We start from the raw sequence: 20,641 nt of genomic DNA, 5'->3' as shown, positions 1-20,641 counted from the left end.
CCATGAGCACGCTGCTCATGGTCGATGTGCAGCGCCGAATTCGGAGCTGAACCCTCATGGTGAGGAGCGCCGCCCTGCGGCGCGTCTCGAACCATGAGGCCCCAATGGCTCACTCTTTCATTTGTTAGTCGGAGTCCTCCAATGAAGTTTGCCAAGCTCGTCAGCTCAACCGTCGCCGCCCTCGCTCTCTCCTCCACCATCGCCTCGGCTGACTCGATCCCCGGCCTGCGCGGCCATGACCACACCGGCATCACGGTCCCGGATGTGAAGGCGGCGATCGCCTTCTTCACCGATGTGATCGGCTGCAAGCAGGCGATGTCGTTCGGTCCGTTCTCGGACGACAAGGGCACGTTCATGCAGGACGTCGTCAACGTGCATCCGCGCGCGGTGATCGACGAGATCAGCATGGTCCGCTGCGGCTATGGCTCGAACATCGAGCTGTTCCAGTACGAGGCCCCGGACCAGGCCAGGACGCAGCCGAAGAACAGCGATTTCGGCGGCCACCACATCGCACTCTATGTCGACGACATCGACAAGGCCGCGGCCTATCTGAAGTCGAAGGGCGTGCGCACGATGCAGGGTCCGATCGCGATCAACGAGGGACCGGCGGGCGGGCAGTCGATCCTGTATTTCCTGACGCCATGGGATCTGCAGATGGAGCTGATCAGCTACCCCAAGGGCATGGCCTACGAGAAGAGCGCGACGACGCTGTTGTGGTCGACGACAGAACCGCAAAAATAAGGGGTGTAGCCGCTACACCGCGAACGTCCCGGGTGTGTCGACTCCCTCTCCCCGTTCTTACGGGGCCGCGACGAGCTCCGCTCGCGCTGAGAGGGGTGGGGGTGCGGGGCAGCCACACCCACTGATGCATGTTGTTAGACCTGTACCCCCTCACCCGGATTGCATCTTTCGATGCAATCCGACCTCTCCCCGCAAGCGGGAAGAGGTGAGCAACGTGCAAGCCGCAGGTCATGTGCTCGAATCAACCCGACAAGGAGAGATGAACCGAGACGTAGGCAGGCCGTTCGTTTCGACTGAGCCGTCTCATGCCTGACCTAGTTGACGAACATCGGCGCCGCGCTGGCCATCCAGTCCGACGACGGCGTGTTGCGAGCGAACCGCTGCAACGCCGGCGCGCGGGCCTGTCGCGTGGGACCGGACATTGCTCCGAACGAGGTCGAGCCGGCGCCAGGGTTCACGATCGTGTAGCCGGCAATCGAGCGCGGATGCTCGCGGGTGACATGACCGCCGGAGTTGCCGTCATGGACATACCAGACGTCGCCTGCGACCTGCTGCTGCAGGATCATGACATGGCCGGAGCGGACGGCTGCCATTCCCGGCGCGGGAGCCGTGCGCGGAAAGCGGCGCCAATTGGCGGCGAGGTTCAGTTCAGGAACGACGCGGCCGAACCGATAGAGAGACGCCTCGCAGCCGCAGAATGCGTGTGGGCATCCCGACGGGCGACCGCCGACGACTCTCCCTTCGCCTTGCATGGACATCATTGCGGACGTGGCGGAGTGGTGGCGGTGAGAATAGTGATGATGGTGGTGACGGGGACGCGCCTCGGCTTGAACGGAGAGAGCGAGCAATGCGACGAGGATTACAACAACGCGGTACATTCGGAGGACTCCTGTACTGTGAGATCCCCCTGCCGCGCGCTAATCAACGTTCAAACATGTCCTCAAGGTGACCGAATCACTCGTGAGCCATGCAATTGCGGGACGCCGCTGCCCGCGGAGGCGGTTCCAAATGAATGGAGGTAATTGACTGTTGATGATGAGAATGACGCAAGGCGAACTCATCGCGGATAAGTGAAAAAGGCGGCGTGCGATTGGCAGTCGGATGACAGATGTCTGCTGTGGCCCAACCTGATAGGTGCTAAAACACCATCACCGAGGTGTAGTTCGTGAATCATATCAGGAGGAGGTCATGGCGACGTTCCGCGGCAGCTGTCTGTGCGGCGAAGTGGCGTTCGAGGTCGACGGGCCGTTCGACAAGTTCCTCAACTGCCACTGCTCGCGCTGCCGCAAGGCTAGCGGCACGGCGCACTCCTGTGAGGTGATCGTCGAGGCTGCGGCGCTGCGCTGGCTGCAGGGTAAGGCGTCCGTGACGCGCTTCGACCTGCCGCAGGCGCGCAGCTTCGCCACAGCGTTCTGCTGCAGATGCGGCAGCCCGATGCCGCATCTCACGCGCAGCGGGCGCGAGGCGATCATTCCCGCCGGCGGCTTCGATCAGCTGCTGGGCGCCGCGCCCGACCGCCATGTCCATTGGGCGTCACGCGCCGATTGGTACGTTCCTGGCGAAGGGCTGCTCGTGGAGGAATGAACTATGATCCGCCAGATGTGGCGGATCACCTGGTGTGATTTGTCATGGTGTCGCGGCGCAAGGGACTGCTCGTCGGGCAAATCAGTCTTGACGTGCGCTGGTAGCAGACCGCCTGGCGGGATTCGATCAGCCGCGAATGGGCTGCGCGGAACGGCGATCTTTGATCGTGGCTTCAACGCGATGGCCATGTCCAGTCGGCCCATCTGAAAATTTCACTTTCGTTTTTTCGGAAAATGTGGTTGTCTGTGCGCATCCCGCCTCATGCGGAGGGGCGTATCGCGGTCGTCACGACACGTGGAGGCGGGGAGTGATGGGCGAGCCGGTTTGCAGCGTGAGTCATTCGCGCGGACGAACAGACCGGTTTGCACGGTCAAGTCGCGTGGTCCTGATACTCCGATGCCAGTATCAAGCCTGCGCCGGCGCTGACGCGCCGCGCGGGTGACGGTGACCAAAAAGCCCGGCGCACCGGGGAGAACGCGAAGCAGCCGTAAAGCCATCGCGCAGGGAGGGCCGGATTTCCGGCTGAACCTGTGGTACCTGCCGCCTGCATTTTTTTCGCAGGCGGGCCACGGGCCTCAGTCGAGGTCCGGCCTTCCCTGCACCCTCTCTTTGGTGAGGGTGAGATCGATGCATGACCCGGGCGTGATCAGCGTCGCGGGACCGCGTTGGGCTGTTTGGACGAGGACTGTTTCGGCAATCATTCGGCGGATGCCGCCGTTGCCTCTGGACGCGCCGTCGACATCGGTGATCGAGAGATGAAATGGCCGGACCACAGACTCGGTGTCGTCCCGGGCTTGACCCAGGACCCATACCCACCAGTGGGTGTGAGATGCGCAAGTGGATCGACCGACCGCATCATATCTCCCCGTGGCTATGGGTCCCGGGTCAAGCTCGGGACGACAGCGGAGAATGCGGCGGACGATGACGGCCCAGCGCATCGAGCCCCCTTCACCATTGACCCCCTCCTCGATTGGCCTATCTCTTGATCACCGCAAAGAAACGGAACTGGATACACCTGATGACTGCACATCCGCGCAACTTCGATGCCGCCATCGATCCCGTGAAGCTCGACCGCCTCGCCGAGGTCGCGGTGAAGGTCGGCCTGCAACTGCAGCCCGGTCAGGATCTGCTGCTGACCGCGCCATCCGTGGCGCTGCCGCTGGTGCGCAAGGTCGCGGAGCACGCCTACAAGGCCGGCGCGGGCATCGTCACCTCGTTCTTCTCCGACGATGAGCTGACCTTGGCGCGCTATCGCTTCGGCCACGATGCGAGCTTCGACCGCGCCGCCGACTGGCTCTATCAGGGGATGGCCAAGGCGTTCTCGGAGAACACCGCGCGGCTCGCCATCGTCGGCGACAATCCGATGCTGCTGTCCGGGCAGGATCCGGCGAAGGTTTCGCGCGCCAGCAAGGCCAACTCCAAGGCCTATCAGCCGGCGCTGGAGAAGATCACCAATTTCGAAACTAACTGGAACATCATCGCCTATCCGAGCCTGTCCTGGGCCAAGCTGGTGTTTCCCGACGTGCCGGACGAGGTCGCGGTGGCCAAGCTTGCCGACGCCATCTTCGCGGCGTCGCGAGTCGATCGCGAGGATGCGGTATCCGCCTGGGAGCGTCACAACGCGGTCTTGCGCGAGCGCACCGAGTGGCTCAACGGCCAGCGCTTCAGCGCTTTACGCTACACCGGCCCCGGCATGGATCTGACGATCGGTCTGGCCGACGGCCACGAATGGGAAGGCGGTGCCTCGACCGCGAAGAACGGCATCGTCTGCAATGCCAACATCCCGACCGAGGAGGTGTTCACGACGCCGCATTGCCGGCGCGTCTCGGGCCACGTGGTCAGCTCCAAGCCGCTGTCCTATCAGGGCACGCTGATCGACGACATCCAGGTCAGGTTCGAGGAGGGGCGTATCGTCGAGGCCAAAGCCTCGCGCGGCGAGGAGGTGCTGAACAAGGTGCTCGATACCGACGAGGGCGCTCGCCGGCTCGGCGAGGTCGCGCTGGTGCCGCACTCCTCGCCGATCTCCAAGAGCGGGCTGTTGTTCTACAACACGCTGTTCGACGAGAACGCGGCCTCGCACATCGCGCTCGGCCAGTGCTACTCCAAATGCTTCGTCAACGGCACCTCGCTGTCGCCGGAGCAGATCGCGGCGCAGGGCGGCAATCGGAGCCTGATCCACATCGACTGGATGATCGGCACGGCCGAAACCGACATCGACGGCGTCCATGCCGATGGCCGCCATGTGCCGGTGTTCCGCAAGGGCGAGTGGGCCTGAGGCATGGCAGGCGCCGGCACGCGACCGGCGCCAGTCGTGAAACTGCCGCCGGTCATGCCGGCGGCAGCGACGCTGTCAGGTCAGTCCAAGACGTTACTGCTTCGCGCTGCCCGTCGTGGCCTGCACGTCCACCGTGATCCGCTCCGACATCACGGGCTTGCTGTGCGGGATGTGGCTCCAGTCGCCGAGCACGAGCTGCAAGGTGTGCTTGCCCGGCGTCAGATTCACGGAGGCTTCGGTCTGGCCCTTGCCGAAATGCACGTGGCCGGAATCGACCGGGATCGCCTCGTTGAGCGCATCCCCCTCGAGCGCGGGGGCGTCGATCAGCAGGTGATGATGTCCGGTGTTGGGGGCCTCGGTGCCGGACGGCGCGATGCCCATGCCGGACAGGCCGAAGCGGATCAGGACGGGCGAGGAGACGGTGTCGCCATCCTTGAGGTTGATGAAGTAGGCCTTGGCATTGTCGGGGGCGGGCGTTTCACCGGCGAGGGCAAGTGTCGCCATCGACAGCATCAGGGCGGTTGCGAGGCTCAGTCGGCGCATTTCGGCAAATCCTTCTTCGTGAATCCGGCAAATCTGTAAAGGTGGGGGCATCATGCGTAATGTGTGTCACGACCATGATGGTCACGTCCGCGTCACATCTCGCACTACGGATAAACAGTAGATCAGCAGGTTGGGCGAGCCCGCGAACAAATTGCGGCGTTCGCGTGATGTTTATAGCGCTTGCGTGTTTGTGATGCGACCGCTGGTCGCGGCGGATGGCGCGAATTTGAACGATTCCGGAAAGTGGCCGTTCAGTGCAACCGGATATGCTGATGCTCTCATGCCGGTCATCGGCCGGTCATTTCAATCTGGTGTATTTTGAGGTCCCGCGATGTCCCTTCCGTTGATCGAAACCGCCAATCTCGCCGTCGAGCTGGCGCCGGCTCCAATCGAGCCGTCCTGGATCATCGAGGGCAATCCGACGGCGACCTCCTGCACGGTGTCGCGCAGCAGCGACGGGCTGGGCTCGACCATCGTCTGGCATTGCACCGAGGGCAAGTTCAACTGGTACTATGATTTCGACGAGACCATCCTGATCCTGGAAGGCGCGATCGTGCTGGAGAGCGAAGGCATGCCGGCGAAGCGCTACGGGCCCGGCGACGTGATCTTCTTCCGCGACGGCGCCCATGCCAAATGGCACGTCGAAGGCCACGTCAGGAAGCTCGCTTATTGTTTGAAGACGCAGCCTTACGTGCTCGGCCTCCTGGTCCGCGTCATCAACAAGCTCAAGCGCATGTTCCTGACGCCCGAGGGCCGCCGCGGCACCAGCCTCGCCGGCGCCTGAGCCTAGACGCCGTCGAGGATGATCACGGTCGGAACCGACGGCAGCAATTCGCGCGACATCTTCAGCGTTCGCTCAGTGCGCCGGTCGATTTCGAACTGCTGGCCGATCCTGCGCATGAATTCATCGAGCGGCGTGGCGAAGCGGTGCATGGGCAGCACGACGGAGGCGCGCAGCCGCTTGGTGATCTCCGAGATGCCGTCGAGCGACATCGTATAGGTGCCGTCGATCGGCACCATCACGATGTCGAGCCGGCCGATCGCGGCGAAATGCGTCTCGTCCAGCTTGACGTGAAGATGGCCGAGATGGCCGATGCACAGGCCGGCGACCTCGAAAATGAAGATCGAGTTGCCGTCCTTGATCATGTCGATGCCGATGGAGTCGCCGAAATAGCGGCGGATGTCGGTGGTGATGTTGCGGATCAGCACGTCGCCGACGCGCTCGAACACCTGGGCCGGCTTGCCGTCGTCGCCCCAGCCGTGCAGGACATGCGGGATGTGCGGATCGGGCGCCAGCGTGTAATGCGTCGAATGCGCCCGGTTCATGGTGATCACGTCCGGCAGCCGCCCGACCTGATAGGCGCCGCTGTAGTCGGTCGCGATGCGGATGCCCCCGGGCGTGTCGATGAAGTAGGTCGAGTGGCCGGCGTAGGTGATGGTCACCTCGTTGCCATCAGCGGCAGCCTGGCGCAGGCTGATCGGAACGGCGCGCGGCGGGCCGCCGGCCATCGCCAGGCACTCGCTGGCGCGCGGCCCCGGCTGCTGCGCCAGAGCGGGCGATGCGAACGCGACCACGACGGCAAGCAGCGAGACCAGCGAGCGCAGCATGTCAGTTCCCCTTCAATGGTCCGTGAGAGTGTAGCGTCGAATCCGGATCAGAACTATCCTGATCGCAAGGCCCCGGTGGACCGGGCAGGGTATGGTGATCGCGGGAGCGTGGCATGACCGGTCAGAACGCATCATCGCAGGCGCAGGTCATGCAACCCGTACGGTCGATCGATGCCGGGGCGCTCAGCATCGCCTACGTGGAGAGCGGACCGGCGGATGGTCCCGTCGTCATCCTGTTGCACGGCTATCCCTACGACATCCATTCCTATGTCGACGTCGCGCCGCAACTGGCCGCATCGGGATGCCGCGTCATCGTGCCGTATCTGCGCGGCTATGGGCCGACACGCTTCCGCGATTCATCGACGCCGCGCTCGGGACAGCAGGCCGCAGTCGGGGCAGACCTGATCGAGCTCATGGATGCACTCGCGATCCCGCGCGCCGTGTTCGCCGGCTATGATTGGGGTGGCCGCGCGGCCTGTGTCGGCGCGGCGCTGTGGCCCGAGCGCTGCCGGGGCCTCGTCTCGGTGAACGGCTACCTGATCCAGGACATCGCTCGGGCGTTGAAGCCGGCATCGGTGCCGCGCGAGTTCGCGTTATGGTATCAATGGTACTTCCAGACCGAGCGCGGCCGGGCCGGGCTTGCCGCCAACCGCGCCGAGATCGCGCGCCTGCTATGGGAACAATGGTCGCCGAACTGGCGCTTCGACGATGCCACCTTCGCGCGCTCGGCGGCGGCGTTCGACAATCCCGATCACGTCGACGTCGTGATCCACAGCTATCGTCATCGCTATGGCTTGGTTGGCGGCGATCCGCGCTATCAGGAGCTCGAACGGCGGTTGGCGGACCAGCCCATCATCACGGTGCCGACGATCACGCTCGATGGCGACAGCGATGGCGTGATCCCGGCGACGGACGGCAAAGCGCATGCTGCGAAATTCAGCAGCCGGATCGCTCACCGCGTGATCGCACGCGCGGCCCACAACCTGCCGCAGGAGGAACCCGACGCGTTCGTCGCCGCGGTCATGGATCTGCTGCGTTGACGACCGTCAGGCCCGCGGCGGGCTGAGCTTCCAGGCGGCAAACAAAAGCGCCGCGGTCATCAGGCCGCAGATCATCGCCGCCTCCGGCAGCGCCAGTGCGAGCGCAGCCGTCGCGGCCCAGCCGATCGAGGAGAACGCCTCGGCAAAGGTCGCGAGCCGCGACGAGGTCTGACGGCGGCGGAACTGGCTGCGCCGCGCCTGGACACGGAACCACAGCTGGATGGCGGTCGAGGCGACCGTGGCCACCAGCACTGCGGCAGCCGTGACCAGCGCCTGCGACGGCGCGATCCAGGCCAGCGCGAGCACCAGCGGCGCGAAGATCACCGCGATCGTCATCAGCACCACCTCGATCTTGGCGCGCACGATGCGGGTGGCGGTCAGCGGCGCGGTGGCGACGAGCTCAGGCGCATCTTCGCCCGAGATCGTAAGCCAGGCGAGACCTCCGGCGAGCTGGCCTGCGGCCATCACGATGACCGGCGTGATCAGGATGACGGCCTGCGAGCTGTCGGAATAGCTGCGCCACAGCAGCAGGGCAGGCGGCACCAGATAGAGCAGCTGCATGAGCGTCTGCGAGATCAGCCAGGGATCGCGCCGCAGCAGCGTGAATTCCTTGCGCCGCAGTGCCTGCTGCCGCGATCCACCGCGAAACGCCCGGATCTGCGTGCCGGCGCGGCTGGAGACGCCCTGGGCCGCGGCGCTGATCGCGGTGTCGGCGAAGCGCGGCGAGAAGACCGCCATGACGACGCCGAGCAACAGCAGGCCCGCGGCAAGCACGATCAAAAGAGCCTGACCGTCGCCCAGGGCGGCGCGGGCCGGCAGCCAGAGGACACTATCGGGATCGGGAGCGATGGCGGCCGCGGTGTCCGAGGTGAGGACGGCAAAGCGCGACAGCGTTCCGTAGGACACGATCGCCGCGATCTGCAGCACGATGACGAAGCCGGCGCCGATCACGGCGGCCAGGATCTGTGCGACCAGACGTGTGCGCGCCGGGCCGATGAGGCGGAACAGGAAGATCGTGATCGCGATGGCGAGCGCGGCCGCGGATAGGCCGACGGCAGCGACCACGACGAAGGCAGCAAGCCATCGCACTCCACCCTCGATTAGCAGAACGTCGATGAACGGCGTCGCCAGCAGCAGCGCCATGGTGGTGACCGAGAGCGCAATCGCAGCGATCCGGACCGAGAAGATCTCGGCCAGGCGCACCGGCGAGGACATGATGAGGTCGAGATCGGCGCGCGCGTAGAACACGCGGGTGACCGACTCGATCGCCTGCGACAGCATCAATGCCCAGGACAGCATGATGGTCGCGGTGACGACGATCAGCGCGGTCTTGTCGAGCGGCGGCCGCAGATCGGCGTAGCGACCGACCACGACCCAGGCCGGCAGATGCATGAGCGCGCCGAAGAGGAGCAGGCCGATGATGGCGGCGCGGGTCCGGCGGCGCCGTCCGGCCGTGATCATGCCGAGCCATTCCCGCCACGCCAGCCGCAACTCGTGACGGGCGAACCATGCGAGCGTCGTCGCCCGCATCATGCCGCCGACTCGACGTCGACCAGGGCGATGAACAGCTCCTCCAGGCTGGTGTCGGTCCGTCCGTTCTGCTGGCGCAGCTCGGCGAGCGTTCCTTCGGCCAGGACGCGTCCGGCAGCGATCACGCCGATGCGGTCGGCCATGCGCTCCGCAACTTCGAGAATGTGGGTGGTCATGATCACCGTGCCGCCGCGGCGTACCCGCTCGGCCAGCAGGCCCTTGACGTGCCGCGCCGATACCGCATCCAGGCCGGTGAGCGGCTCGTCCAGGATGATCAGTTGCGGGTCATGGACCAGCGCGCCCGCAAGCGCCACCTTCTGGCGCATGCCCTTGGAAAAGCCTTCGCACCGTTCGTGCAGATGGCGCTCCAGCCCGAGCGAGACCAGAAGCTCCCGGGCGGTTTCGCCGGAGCTCGCGGGATCGATGCTCCAAAGCCCCGCCACGAATTCGAGATATTCGAGCGGGGTGAGCTTGTCGTAGATCATCGGCTCGTCGGAAACCCAGGCCATGACCTGCTTCGCGGCAATCGGATCGCGCAGTGCATCGATGCCGAAGATCGCGATCTGACCGGCATCCGGTCGCAACAGGCCGGCCACCATTCGCAACGTCGTCGTCTTGCCGGCGCCATTCGGGCCGACCAGCGCGTAGAACTCACCCGCGCGCACCACCAGGTCGAGCCCGTCGACGGCCGGGCGTTCGAAACATTTCGTTAATCCTCGCACCGCGAGGGCAGGGCTGTCTGGGGTCATGACGGCGATGTCGCCTCGTTCGGTTCACGCCTGCAACTTGGACGCAACTCGTTGCGGCGCGGTGAACGGACCGCCCGATTGCGATTCTGGAGCGCCGTCCCGCGTCGACCGGTTCCGCCAGATGATCCTGACGGCGTTCCCATCGCCGGGCCGGCCCGCACCACTGGACAACGGCGTCGAGTCGGGAGCAGGGCAATGATGCTGGCGTTCCGCGGGCTTCCCCCAGGGATCGCGAGTGATGATCATTCGCTTGCGCAAGAGTCGCGATCCCGCAGCGAGGGGCGAGATTCGAATGCCGAAGCCGCTGCACTAGCGGGACAGGCTGCTTACCTCCGCCATCAGCGGAGAGGCCTGATACTTCGCGATACCCGTCTCGTCGATCACGAACCGGGGGTCCACCTGCCGCGCATCGCTGTCCGCGATCATGGCCATGCGCTGATTGTCGAGCATCAGCCAGCGTCCGTCGAGGCGGGCCGCCGCGACCGCGTGATCCTCACCACGAACGGTATCGCGAAGAATCACGATCCGCAGATCGTCTGGTGCGAATCCGGCCAGCCGGAGCGCGACGAACTTGGCGATGGCATAATCCTCGCAGTCGCCCGCCAGACGATCGAATGTGACGAGGGGCGAACTCCAGACGTCCAACTGGCCATATTGAACCAGGTCGCTGGCAGGCCGGATCGCAAGATTGATCGCGCGGTTGATCTCACCGAGCCGGGCACGACCCTCGCGGAGGCGGCCCTGGTCGACGATGGCAAGCAGGCGCAGTGCCGCGGGTGACGCGCAACGCGCACGATCCCCATCGCAGAGTGCAAGCTGGACGCGCTCGTCATCGAGCTTGAGAGACAGCGTGAGCCATTTGGTTCGCAGAGCGCCTGCCTCGAGCTCGACGCGCGACAGCCCGAATGGCTCCGTCGCACCCCCGATGACGGCCGCGAGCCCCAACGGCTGCCCGATCGGACCGGCATTTGCCGGGCCGCCGATCCATATGATGGCACTGGCCGCCGCTGCCGCAAGCGACGCGCGGAACAACGCGAGAGTGTTCATTTGACGCCCCGTGTCCGGATCTCAGCGGTGTGAAGGCGCGCACCGCGGAGACGGATGTTTGTTGGGGCGAGCATCCGCGAGCCGGACTTTGTGGCTGCTTAAAGCGGATGGTCTGACGATCAAATCGCAGGATTCAGGCTGAACGTTCTGTTGCTCCGATGCGACAAATCCTATGAAAAGGCCAAGTTCGGGTCGCGAACGTTGGAGTACTTCACGGCCAGGTTGTAGTCGCCGGCTCTCAAGAGCTCCGGCTAAATTGATGCAATTTGTAGATTTTTGTCGGCCCGATCACCGTCCTCCACTTGAAATTCGCCCAGAAGAGTATGGGGGTGCGCACGTCGCGGTCGCGCAATGTAATCGTTCTTCACGAATTACTTTTATTTACTTGAGATCTGCAGGAATCCTCACTCGAATATTATATAATACTTATAATTCTTCGCACGAAAGAAGGCCGAAACTTGACAATATGTAAGCAAACCCGTGGGCGCCGCAGTTCCCGTAGGCTCGAAGTACAAGCTGAAGATGGTTCCGCCAGACACTCGCCAGTGATATGCACGGTTTGAACACGCTTTCTTATGTAATAATTAACCATTTGTGGTGGCCCCGTGAATTACGCTGGCAAGTTTGAGGCCGCGCTTTTCTCCGATGGCCTCAACGCGCACGCACATGCGCATGTGCGGCTGGATGCGCCGCCTGCCCATGCGCCGGCCGACGCGATTGTCGTCGCCGACGCGCATTTTCTGTTCAATGCCGATTTCAAGCGCTCCGGGGTCGACCTGATCCTGTCCGCCGACGGCCGCGAGGTCCTGCTGCCGGACTATTTCAAGGGCGAGAAGCGCGCAGCGCTGGCGTCGCCGGATGGCGCTCACCTCACCGGCGAACTGGTCAATGCGCTCTCCGGTTCGGTACAGCTGAGCCAGGCTGGCGCGGCGGCCGCTGCGGGCAAGGTGATCGGCCATGTCACCAAGCTGCAGGGCACCGCCACCGCCGTCCGCAACGGCGTCTCGATCCTCCTGCACCAGGGCGACAATGTCGAAAAAGGCGACGTCGTCCAATCCGGCTCGGATTCGACGCTCGGCATCACCTTCATCGATGGCACCGTGTTCGGCCTGTCCTCGAACGCGAGGATGGTGCTCAACGAGATGGTCTACGATCCCAACGGGTCGAACAACTCGTCGCTGATCAGCCTCGTCGCCGGAACGATCTCCTTCGTCGCCGGTGAGACTGCCAAGCACGGCGACATGAAGGTGGATACGCCGGTCGCGACCATGGGCATTCGCGGCACGGCCGTCCTGGTCGAAATCGACTTCACCGTGCCAGGGCAGGGCGGCCTGCCCGATGCCAAGTTCCAGGTGCTGGTCGAGCCCGACGGCCGGACCGGCTCCTACGTCCTGTTCGACAAGACCACGCTGCAGCCCATCGCCGTGGTCAACCAGGCCGGGCAGCAGATTCAGATCAGCAATGGTGTGGTGAACCAGAGCGCCGTCCCGCTCTCACCCGACATCCAGAAGCTCATCAACGACGTCTTCACACTGAAGTTCACCGACAACACCAATCCGAAATCGACCACTCACTTCACCGACATCGGCGTGCTGCAGACGCTGACGCCGCTGACCTTGGCCAATGGCACCAGCGCAGTGCCGACTTTTCTGGTCACCGACACCAGTTCGACGCCGACGACGAGTACGACGTCCGAGCCGCCGTCGCACATTCCTGGTCCGCCGGAGGTCAGGATTCTCGATGCCACCGGCCGGCTCACTTCCGCTTTCGGCCTGACCGAGCGGGCCGGCCAGACGGGCAACAGCACGGATCTCGACGCGGTCCTCAGCCGGGTCAATTTCACCGACGTCAATGGCGGCGACCGGCCGACGGTTTCGGTGAGCTTCAAGGCCTACACCTACAAGACCGCGCAGCAGGGCGACGTCACCGGGGCGCTCAGCCAGCTGCAATTGCAGGACGTCCTGGCGACCGCGGTGAAGATCTCGGTGGCGGCGGATCCCGGCAACGTCAACCATGGCTCGGCAACGCTGACCTACAGCGTTCCTGACAACACCTTCGATTTCCTGGCCGCGGGCGAGACGCTGACGCTGACCTATGTCGTGCGCGTCGACACCAATTTCCCGGTGGCCAACGAGTTCAAGGAGGTGCCGATCACGATCACGGTGACCGGCACCAATGACGTGCCCGTCATCACGACGAGCGCCCGGACGATCACCTTCACCGGCGGCACCAGCGTGCCCGGCGGACCGCTGACATCAGACGACCCGACCTCCGGCTCTCTCAATTTCACTGACGTTGACCTCACCGACAGCCACACGGTTTCAGCAAAGCTGGCCAGCGCAGTGCTGCAAGGTGGCGGCAGCATTCCTCCGACGCCGTTGGCCCTGTTCGAACAGGCGCTGACGGCCCAGCTGGCGTCGGACAGCACGGGAAGCGGCACCGGCAAGGTGAACTGGAGCTTCGGCAACCTGCCGGTCTATGTCGCCGATTTCATTCCGGCCGGGCAGACACTGACACTCACCTACACGGTGACGGTGACGGACTCGCAGGGGGCCGCGTCGACGCAGATGATCACGGTGACGATCACCGGCACCGACGATCCGGCCGTGGTCTGGATCGCCACGACGCAGGGGCAGTCCGGCGAAAGCCACGCCGCTTCGGTGCTGCTGTGGAGCGACGGCGCGAACTGGGAGACGGGCCTCGCTCCGACGGCCGCTGACGACGTCATCATCATCACCGATCAGTTGCATGGTTTGACGCCGGCCTTTCCGGTCACGATCGACGCGGCTGCGTTCGCCAGATCGGTGAGCCTGAATGATTTCGGTGGCGGAGCCGTTCCCGAGCTCGATAACCACGGCACGCTGGCGATCAGCGGTGCGCTGACGGCCAAGGCCGATGCCCGCATTTATAATTTCGGCAGCGCCACGATCAGCGTCGGTGGTCTCGCTCAGATCCTGGACCAGAGCGTGCTCAACAATGCCGGCAAGGTCGTGCTGGCGGGCGGCGGCGAGTTCGGTGCCGCAGCCAGCATCACCAACAGCGGAAGGATCGAGCTCTCCGGCGGTACGCTGACCGTTCGCGGCGACGTCGAGAATACTGCTGATGAGAGTTCCGGCCTGATCCAGGTCGATACCGGCGCCACGCTGGCCCTCGCGGGCGGCAGCATCGACGGCGGCACCATCCTGATCCAGGGCACACCGGTCATCCACACCTTCGGAACGCTCGAAAGCGGCTTTCAGGTCGCACAGCGAGCCGATGGTGTCCTGGCGCTGCAGGGTGGCGCCACGATCAGCAACGGCGGGCTGGATAATTTCGGCCGGATCGAAGTATCCGGCAGCGGCAATGCGGTTTCCAACGAAAGCGTCACGAACTCTGGCCTGATCGATATCAAGGCGAACGGTGGGCTCACGCTCGATCTCGACACCGGCATCGACAATGCTGAGGGTCTGATCACGGTCGAGCAGTCGGCCAAGCTGACGCTGTCGGAGGCGCACCTCACCGGCGGCACGCTGACCAACGAGGTCGGTGGAACGGTCGCGCTGACCGGCCATGCCGCGCTCATCGGCGGCACGCTCGGCAATTTCGGCGTGGTCGCCATATCCGGCAGCGGCAATGTGCTCGAGGACGAGTCGGTCACCAACGCCAATGCCGCGGCGATCACCATCGCGCTCAGCGGCGTTCTCGCGCTGACCGGCACGAATATCGCCGGCGGCGCGATCACCAATGACGGCCTGATCGAGGTCACAGGCGACAGCACCATCGATGGCTCTGCCGTCGCCGGCGGCGCGATCGTGATTGGCGCGTGGGGCGACGGGAACGGCGGCGGCAATATTCACGCTGTCGTCACCACGGAGGACGGACCTCCGGAAACGCCGTGGACCCCCGTCACCCTGACCATCCAGGGCGGCGCCATGTTCACCGATGCCGTCATTGCGGTCAGCGATGGCTCGGTGCTCGAGGTCGCGTCGAGCAAAGGTGCGACCCTGGCCGGCGTCTCGGTCGACAATCTCGGTACGGTCCAGATCGGGCAGGATGCGTTGCTGCTGCTCGAGGACAGCACCATCACCGGCGGCGATCTTGTCAACCGCGGCACGGTGCATATCGAAACCGCGGCCGCGACGACGTTCGAAAGCGTCCACATCGACAATGCCGGCGGCGAGATCATCATCGATGATGATGGTGATGCACCCGTGCCTTCCACCTTGGTGTTGGATGGCGGCACAAGCCTCACCGGCGGCACATTGAGCGTCGGCGTCGTCGGCACGCTGGAGATCACCGGGTACGACGTGACGTTGTCGGATATGCATGTCGACAATTCCGGCGTCTTCACTGTCGATCTCGGCGCGATGCTCGCTCTCGCCGGTACGGACGTCAGCGGCGGCGGCACGCTCTACATCTACGGGACGATCACGGCGAGCGGCTTCACCAGCATTGGCGGATCGGTCATCAACGACGGCACGATCGAGATCGTCGGCGGCACGTTCGAGATCACGGGGTCGATCTCCGGCTCCGGGACGATCGCGATCGATCCCGGCGCCATCCTGCACCTCGCCAGCGGCAGCACGCAGACGATCGACTTCAGCGGCGACGGCAGCAGTGAGCTCGTGGTCGACGACACCAGCTTCGCTGCCAGGATCACCGGCCTCGGCGTCTCCGATAAGATCGACCTGTCCACGGTCCATTGGAGTTCAGCGACAACGGCGTCCTACGATTCTGAGACGGGCGTGCTGACCGTCAGCGATGGCGCCGGCCACAGCGTCAATCTGACCCTGAGTGGCGCCGACTATTCCGGCGCGCATTTCGTCGGCAGCAGCGACGGCCAAGGCGGCACGCTCATCACACTCGCGGCTGCCGACGCCGCGCCCGTGATCGCAGATCCCGAGCAGGCCGGCGCGATCACGGAGACGATCGGGCAGACGGCATCATCTGTTGCGGACAGTGTCGGCGGCACGATTCATTTCGGCGATGTCGATCTGACGGATCGCCCGACAGCTGCGATCCTCGCCAATGCACAGAGCGTGACCTGGACGGCAGCGGATCACCACACGAATCTGTCGGACCAGCTCACCTCGGGGCAGATCGCTGCACTGGAGCAGGCGCTGCAGCTGGCGCAGAGCGGGACTACCAACAACGGCTCGGTCGGCTGGACCTATGCGATTCCCGATGGATCCCTCGATTTCCTTGGCGAAGGTCAGAGCGTCACGGTGACCTCCACGGTCACGCTCGACGACCACCGGGGCGGGACCGCGACCTCGTCGATCGTGGTGACCATCACGGGCACCAACGACCAGCCGGTCGTCACGTCGGACGTGCAGACGGCGGAGATCGCCGAGCGCGTCGGCAAGTCCGGCTCAGATCTGCGCGACACGGCGAGCGGCACCATCACCTTTGCGGATGCCGACGTCACCGACACGCATGTGATCAAGGTGACGGACGTCGTCGTTTCCGGCGCCGATGATGGCCTGCCGTCCGATACGTCCATCCTGATGAGTTGGCTGTCGCTCGGCCGGTTGACGGATTCCGGGCATGGCGGCGCGGGGGCGCAGCCCTGGACCTTCTCGGCCAAGGACAAGGTGTTCGACTATCTCGGCGCCGACCAGCAGGTGACGCTGACCTATACGGTGGAGATCGACGACGGTCACGGTGGCGTGGTCGACGTGCCCATCACCATTACGGTCAAGGGCGCGGAGGATGCGCCTGTGATCGTCGGTGAAACGAACCCCACGGTCCAGACCGTCATCCTGTCCGAGCGGGCGGCCGTGCTCGCGACCGGCACCACCGTGAATGCGGAGGGCATGGCGACCGAGACCTTCGACCAACTGTCGGACGGTTCGGACACGAACGAGGGCCGCGCCCACGGCAGCTTCTACAGTCAGGCACTGCACGCGACCTTCACTGCCGACGGCAATGCCGGCGTGGTGCACGGCTCATCGTCGGCTTCGGCGGCGCCCTACATGCCCGGCGGCCAGGATCAGACCAATTATCTCAGCATCGGCGGTCATGCGCAGGAGACGATCACCTTCGACAGCGCCAAGAACAGCTTCGGGCTGTATTGGGGCTCCGTCGACAGCTACAACAGCATCTCGTTCTACAACGGCAACAAGCTGGTCGCGTCCTACACCGGCAGCGACGTCGCGCCGCTGATCGCCAATGGCGGCCAGGGATCGTTCGCCTCGAACGGCTATGTCGAGTTTCTCGGCCTGTCGCCGTTCAACAAGGTCGTGCTGGCGAGCAGCCAGAACGCATTCGAGCTCGACAACGTATCTGCCGGATCGATCGCCGACCAGCCGGTGAAGCTGGCGAGCGACATGTCGGGCACCTTGACCATCCTCGACAAGGATTTCGGCGACACGCTGACGGCCTCGGTGCTCGGCAATGGCGTCGTCAAATACAACGGCTCGTCGAGCCTGCCGGCGGATGCGCATGTCCAGGCGCTGGCCGATGCCGGCGCCATCAGCTTCGACAGCGCGACGTCTGACGGTGACACCGAAACTCTCCACTGGAGCTATCATCCGGCCGACGTGAACCTGGACTTCCTGAAGCCCGGAGACACCCTGACCGTCACCTATCAGGCCGAGGTCAGCGACGGCCACGGCAGCTCCGGCACGAAGGCGCTGACGGTGACGCTCGTCGGCAACGGCGCGTCGACGGTCAATGGCACGAGCCAGGACGACACCTTCGTCAATGTCGGCGACGGCGTCACGATCTTCGGCAAAGGCGGCAACGACAGCTTCGTCTTCAACCCGCATTTCGGCAGCGCGACGATCGGCGATTTCGACGTCAACAAGGATACGATCGAGATCGACCATTCGCTGTTCGCCAGCATCGAGGCAATCCTCGGCGCTGCAAGGACGGTGAATGGCGATACGATCATCACCGATGCGGCGCACGACACGATCACGCTGAAGGGTGTTACGGTCACGCAGCTGCAGCACCATCAGAACGATTTCCATATCGTCTGATCGGCGGACTCCAAGGCTGGCGGCCGGCCCGCCTGCACCACGATCGGAGGCGAACATTCCGCGGTGGAGCAGCTGCGTCTGTTCCAACTCGGCCTTCCTCTCTGAACCGAATAGGACAACAGCGGGCGTTTCATGAAACGACTGAAGGCAGTGCCCCGATGGTTCGCGCGCCGATTCGGCTATGCGCGCCTGATCTGCCTGCTGCTGTTGGTCGGCGTGGCCGCGCTGCGCGTCGCCGATCCGGCGCCGATCCAGGAGGCGCGCGTCCGCACCTTCGACAACTTTCAGGCCTGGAGTCCGCGGGTCAAGACGATCCGCCCGGTCACCATCGTCGATATCGACGAGAAGAGCCTTGCCGATCCGAAGCTCGGGCAGTGGCCGTGGCCGCGCACGCGCATCGCCGAGATCGTCGACAAATTGACCCGGCTCGGCGCCGTCGTGATCGCCTTCGACGTCGTGTTCGCCGAGCCGGACCGGCTCAATCCAGGGATTGCCGCGGATTTTTTTCCGGAGCTGGACGAGGGGACCCGCGACAAGCTGAAAGCGCTGCGGTCGAATGATGAGGTGTTGGCGGAGGCGCTGCGCAGGTCACGCGTCGTGTTGGGCGAGTCCGGCGGTCCCGACGTTCGCGCCGATCTCGACAAGACGCTGCCGGTCACCGGCTTGGCGATGCTCGGCGAGGAGCCGCAGCCTTTCATGTGGCCGTACCCGGGACTGTTGCGTAACGTCCCGGTGATCGAGCATGCCGCAACCGGGCGCGGCCTGTTCTCGATCCCGCCGGAGCGCGACGGCATCATTCGCCGGGTGCCCATGATCATGCGGGCGCAGGACATCGTCATGCTGTCTCTGAGCTTCGAGATGCTCAGGGTGGCGACCCACTCGGATACTGTTCGGATCAAGACCGACCCCGGCGGCATAACCAGCCTCGGACTGGACAGCTTTCAGATTCCGACTGACGGCAATGGTCAGATCTGGGTGCACTATGCCAATCACGACCCATCGATCTACGTCTCCGCAATCGATGTGCTCGAGGGGCGCGTCGCGCCAGAGAAGATCGAGAAAAAGCTGATCCTGATCGGGCCATCCGCCATCGGCCTGAACGACATCAAGACCACGCCGGTCTACCCGGCGATGGCCGGCGTCGAGGTGCACGCGCAGGTGCTTGAGTCGGTGCTGACCGGTTCGATCCTCACTCGGCCGTACTGGGGCATTGCGGTCGAGTTCGGTGGCGCGGTGCTGCTCGGTCTGCTCGTGATCGTGTTCGCGCCGCAGTTCGGCGCGGTCACGCTGGTCGTGTTCGGCGCGCTGTTCGCGACCGCGCTGATGGGGCTGTCCTGGTACTTCTACACCCAGCACCGGCTGCTGATCGACTTCACCTATCCGATGCTGTCGACGACGGCGATCTATCTGACGCTGATCTTCGCCAACTTCGTCCGCGAGCAGAACCAGCGCCGGCAGATGCGCTCGGTGTTCGGGCAATATCTGTCGCCGGTGCTGGTCGAGCAGCTTGCGCAGTCGCCGCCCACGCTCGGCGGTGAGGAGCGCGAGATCACGGTGATGTTCTCCGACGTGCGCGGCTTCACCACGATCTCGGAGAGCTACAAGCACGATCCGCAGGGCCTGACGCAGCTGATGAACCGCTTCCTCACGCCGCTGACCAACGCCATCATCGCCCGCAAGGGCTATGTCGACAAATACATGGGCGACGCGATCATGGCGTTCTGGAACGCGCCGCTCGCCGACAAGGATCACCAGATCAATGCCTGCGAGGCCGCGCTCGACATGCTCGACCGGATCGACCGGGTGAATGGGGAGCGCGAGCAGGAGGCCGCGCATGGCGGCCACGTCTACATTCCGCTCAAGGTCGGCATCGGTCTCAACACCGGCATCGGCGTGGTCGGCAACATGGGCTCCGACCTGAAGTTCAACTATTCGGCGCTCGGCGATAGCGTCAATCTCGCGTCGCGGCTCGAGGGCCAGTCGAAGGAATACGGCTTTCCGGTCATCGTCGGCTCGGCCACCGCGATGGCGGTGAAGGACAAGCTCGCGATCCTCGAGCTCGACTTCATCATGGTCAAGGGCAAGACCGAGCCGGAGGTGATCTATGCCATCGCTGGGCGCGACGACGTGATGTTTTCCGAGCGCTTCCAGCGGCTGCGCAACCTGACGATCGAGATGCTCGCGGCCTATCGCAGCCGCGACTGGGACGAGGCGCTGGCCGCCATAGCGCGCGGACGCAAGAGCGATGAGGCGAAGGAGCTGACGAAGCTCTATGATCTCTACGAAGAGCGCATCCGCGCCTATCAGCAGACCCCGCCACCGGACAACTGGAACGGCGCCCATGCGCTGCTGTCGAAGTAGCTCTTGAATTCGTAGGGCGGGCAAAGCGGCGCCGCAGGCGTTGCGTGCCCACCATCGGTACACCGACATTGCGGATGGATGGTGGGCACGGCGCGTCGCGCCTTTGCCTACCCTACGACGATCTCTCCATCGTCATTGCGAGGAGCGCAGCGACGAAGCAATCCAGAGTCGTTGGCTTGGCCCTGGATTGCTTCCGCCTTC

At 64.4% G+C, this 20,641-nt stretch carries 13 protein-coding genes; 7 read left to right on the top strand and 6 right to left on the bottom strand.

Going from position 1 to position 20,641, the window contains the following annotated elements:
• Window positions 1–141 precede the first annotated feature (141 nt).
• Window positions 142–741, top strand: coding sequence for a VOC family protein (locus LQG66_RS20345; RefSeq protein ID WP_231317466.1), 600 nt, complete (start codon window positions 142–144; stop codon window positions 739–741).
• 314 nt (window positions 742–1,055) lie between these two features.
• Here the strand turns inward: LQG66_RS20345 and LQG66_RS20340 are convergent, their stop codons facing one another.
• Complete coding sequence (locus LQG66_RS20340) at window positions 1,056–1,619, bottom strand: hypothetical protein (RefSeq protein ID WP_231317465.1); 564 nt, start codon at window positions 1,617–1,619, stop codon at window positions 1,056–1,058.
• 310 nt (window positions 1,620–1,929) lie between these two features.
• Here LQG66_RS20340 and LQG66_RS20335 point away from each other — a divergent pair, with 310 nt between their 5' ends.
• Together LQG66_RS20335 and LQG66_RS20330 are read left to right on the top strand one after the other, a co-directional pair.
• Window positions 1,930–2,325 carry a GFA family protein gene (locus LQG66_RS20335; RefSeq protein ID WP_231317464.1) on the top strand — a complete coding sequence of 132 codons (396 nt, stop codon included), beginning with the start codon at window positions 1,930–1,932 and terminating at the stop codon, window positions 2,323–2,325.
• A 1,018-nt stretch (window positions 2,326–3,343) separates the two neighbouring features.
• Complete coding sequence (locus LQG66_RS20330) at window positions 3,344–4,600, top strand: aminopeptidase (protein ID WP_231317463.1); 1,257 nt, start codon at window positions 3,344–3,346, stop codon at window positions 4,598–4,600.
• Window positions 4,601–4,693: 93 nt separating this feature from the next.
• Here the strand turns inward: LQG66_RS20330 and LQG66_RS20325 are convergent, their stop codons facing one another.
• Window positions 4,694–5,143, bottom strand: coding sequence for a DUF4399 domain-containing protein (locus LQG66_RS20325; RefSeq protein WP_231317462.1), 450 nt, complete (start codon window positions 5,141–5,143; stop codon window positions 4,694–4,696).
• A 331-nt stretch (window positions 5,144–5,474) separates the two neighbouring features.
• Between LQG66_RS20325 and LQG66_RS20320 the strand changes: the two genes are divergently transcribed.
• Window positions 5,475–5,927 carry a cupin domain-containing protein gene (locus tag LQG66_RS20320; protein ID WP_231317461.1) on the top strand — a complete coding sequence of 151 codons (453 nt, stop codon included), beginning with the start codon at window positions 5,475–5,477 and terminating at the stop codon, window positions 5,925–5,927.
• A gap of 2 nt (window positions 5,928–5,929) precedes the next feature.
• Here LQG66_RS20320 and LQG66_RS20315 read toward each other — a convergent pair whose 3' ends face one another.
• Window positions 5,930–6,751, bottom strand: coding sequence for an MBL fold metallo-hydrolase (locus tag LQG66_RS20315; RefSeq protein WP_231317460.1), 822 nt, complete (start codon window positions 6,749–6,751; stop codon window positions 5,930–5,932).
• A gap of 113 nt (window positions 6,752–6,864) precedes the next feature.
• Between LQG66_RS20315 and LQG66_RS20310 the strand changes: the two genes are divergently transcribed.
• The gene (locus LQG66_RS20310) at window positions 6,865–7,791 is read left to right on the top strand and encodes an alpha/beta fold hydrolase (RefSeq protein WP_231317459.1); all 927 of its coding nucleotides are present in this window, start codon (window positions 6,865–6,867) and stop codon (window positions 7,789–7,791) included.
• Window positions 7,792–7,797: 6 nt separating this feature from the next.
• On the opposite strand, the gene LQG66_RS20305 is transcribed toward LQG66_RS20310, so the two are convergent.
• The 3 genes from LQG66_RS20305 to LQG66_RS20295 all read right to left on the bottom strand — a co-directional run bounded on the left by LQG66_RS20305 (window position 7,798) and on the right by LQG66_RS20295 (window position 11,117).
• Window positions 7,798–9,324 (bottom strand): permease, encoded by a 1,527-nt coding sequence (locus LQG66_RS20305; protein WP_231317458.1) that lies wholly within the window; start codon window positions 9,322–9,324, stop codon window positions 7,798–7,800.
• A complete protein-coding gene (locus tag LQG66_RS20300) occupies window positions 9,321–10,070 on the bottom strand; it encodes an ABC transporter ATP-binding protein (protein WP_231317457.1) in 750 nt (249 codons plus the stop codon). The genes LQG66_RS20305 and LQG66_RS20300 overlap by 4 nt, the downstream gene beginning before the upstream one ends.
• Window positions 10,071–10,379: 309 nt before the next feature.
• A complete protein-coding gene (locus tag LQG66_RS20295; RefSeq protein ID WP_231317456.1) occupies window positions 10,380–11,117 on the bottom strand; it encodes a transglutaminase-like cysteine peptidase in 738 nt (245 codons plus the stop codon).
• Window positions 11,118–11,722: 605 nt separating this feature from the next.
• Between LQG66_RS20295 and LQG66_RS20290 the strand changes: the two genes are divergently transcribed.
• Window positions 11,723–18,079 carry an Npun_F0296 family exosortase-dependent surface protein gene (locus tag LQG66_RS20290; protein ID WP_231317455.1) on the top strand — a complete coding sequence of 2,119 codons (6,357 nt, stop codon included), beginning with the start codon at window positions 11,723–11,725 and terminating at the stop codon, window positions 18,077–18,079.
• Window positions 18,080–18,211: 132 nt separating this feature from the next.
• Complete coding sequence (locus LQG66_RS20285) at window positions 18,212–20,440, top strand: CHASE2 domain-containing protein (protein ID WP_231317454.1); 2,229 nt, start codon at window positions 18,212–18,214, stop codon at window positions 20,438–20,440.
• The last annotated feature ends 201 nt before the right edge of the window (window positions 20,441–20,641 follow it).

It is taken from the genome of Bradyrhizobium ontarionense (assembly GCF_021088345.1).
Classification (GTDB): Bacteria; Pseudomonadota; Alphaproteobacteria; order Rhizobiales; family Xanthobacteraceae; genus Bradyrhizobium; species Bradyrhizobium ontarionense.
The sequence above is the reverse complement of the archived record's forward strand: the minus strand, read 5'-3'. Positions and strand labels throughout refer to the sequence as shown.

Excerpts from the sequence above, each read along its gene's own strand:
- LQG66_RS20310 (WP_231317459.1), top strand. The coding sequence starts at position 6,865 with ATGACCGGTCAGAACGCATCATCGCAGGCGCAGGTCATGCAACCCGTA.
- LQG66_RS20300 (WP_231317457.1), bottom strand. The coding sequence starts at position 10,070 with ATGACCCCAGACAGCCCTGCCCTCGCGGTGCGAGGATTAACGAAATGT.
- LQG66_RS20345 (WP_231317466.1), top strand. The coding sequence starts at position 142 with ATGAAGTTTGCCAAGCTCGTCAGCTCAACCGTCGCCGCCCTCGCTCTC.
- LQG66_RS20320 (WP_231317461.1), top strand. The coding sequence starts at position 5,475 with ATGTCCCTTCCGTTGATCGAAACCGCCAATCTCGCCGTCGAGCTGGCG.
- LQG66_RS20330 (WP_231317463.1), top strand. The coding sequence starts at position 3,344 with ATGACTGCACATCCGCGCAACTTCGATGCCGCCATCGATCCCGTGAAG.
- LQG66_RS20295 (WP_231317456.1), bottom strand. The coding sequence starts at position 11,117 with ATGAACACTCTCGCGTTGTTCCGCGCGTCGCTTGCGGCAGCGGCGGCC.
- LQG66_RS20340 (WP_231317465.1), bottom strand. The coding sequence starts at position 1,619 with ATGTACCGCGTTGTTGTAATCCTCGTCGCATTGCTCGCTCTCTCCGTT.
- LQG66_RS20335 (WP_231317464.1), top strand. The coding sequence starts at position 1,930 with ATGGCGACGTTCCGCGGCAGCTGTCTGTGCGGCGAAGTGGCGTTCGAG.
- LQG66_RS20305 (WP_231317458.1), bottom strand. The coding sequence starts at position 9,324 with ATGATGCGGGCGACGACGCTCGCATGGTTCGCCCGTCACGAGTTGCGG.
- LQG66_RS20315 (WP_231317460.1), bottom strand. The coding sequence starts at position 6,751 with ATGCTGCGCTCGCTGGTCTCGCTGCTTGCCGTCGTGGTCGCGTTCGCA.
- LQG66_RS20325 (WP_231317462.1), bottom strand. The coding sequence starts at position 5,143 with ATGCGCCGACTGAGCCTCGCAACCGCCCTGATGCTGTCGATGGCGACA.
- LQG66_RS20285 (WP_231317454.1), top strand. The coding sequence starts at position 18,212 with ATGAAACGACTGAAGGCAGTGCCCCGATGGTTCGCGCGCCGATTCGGC.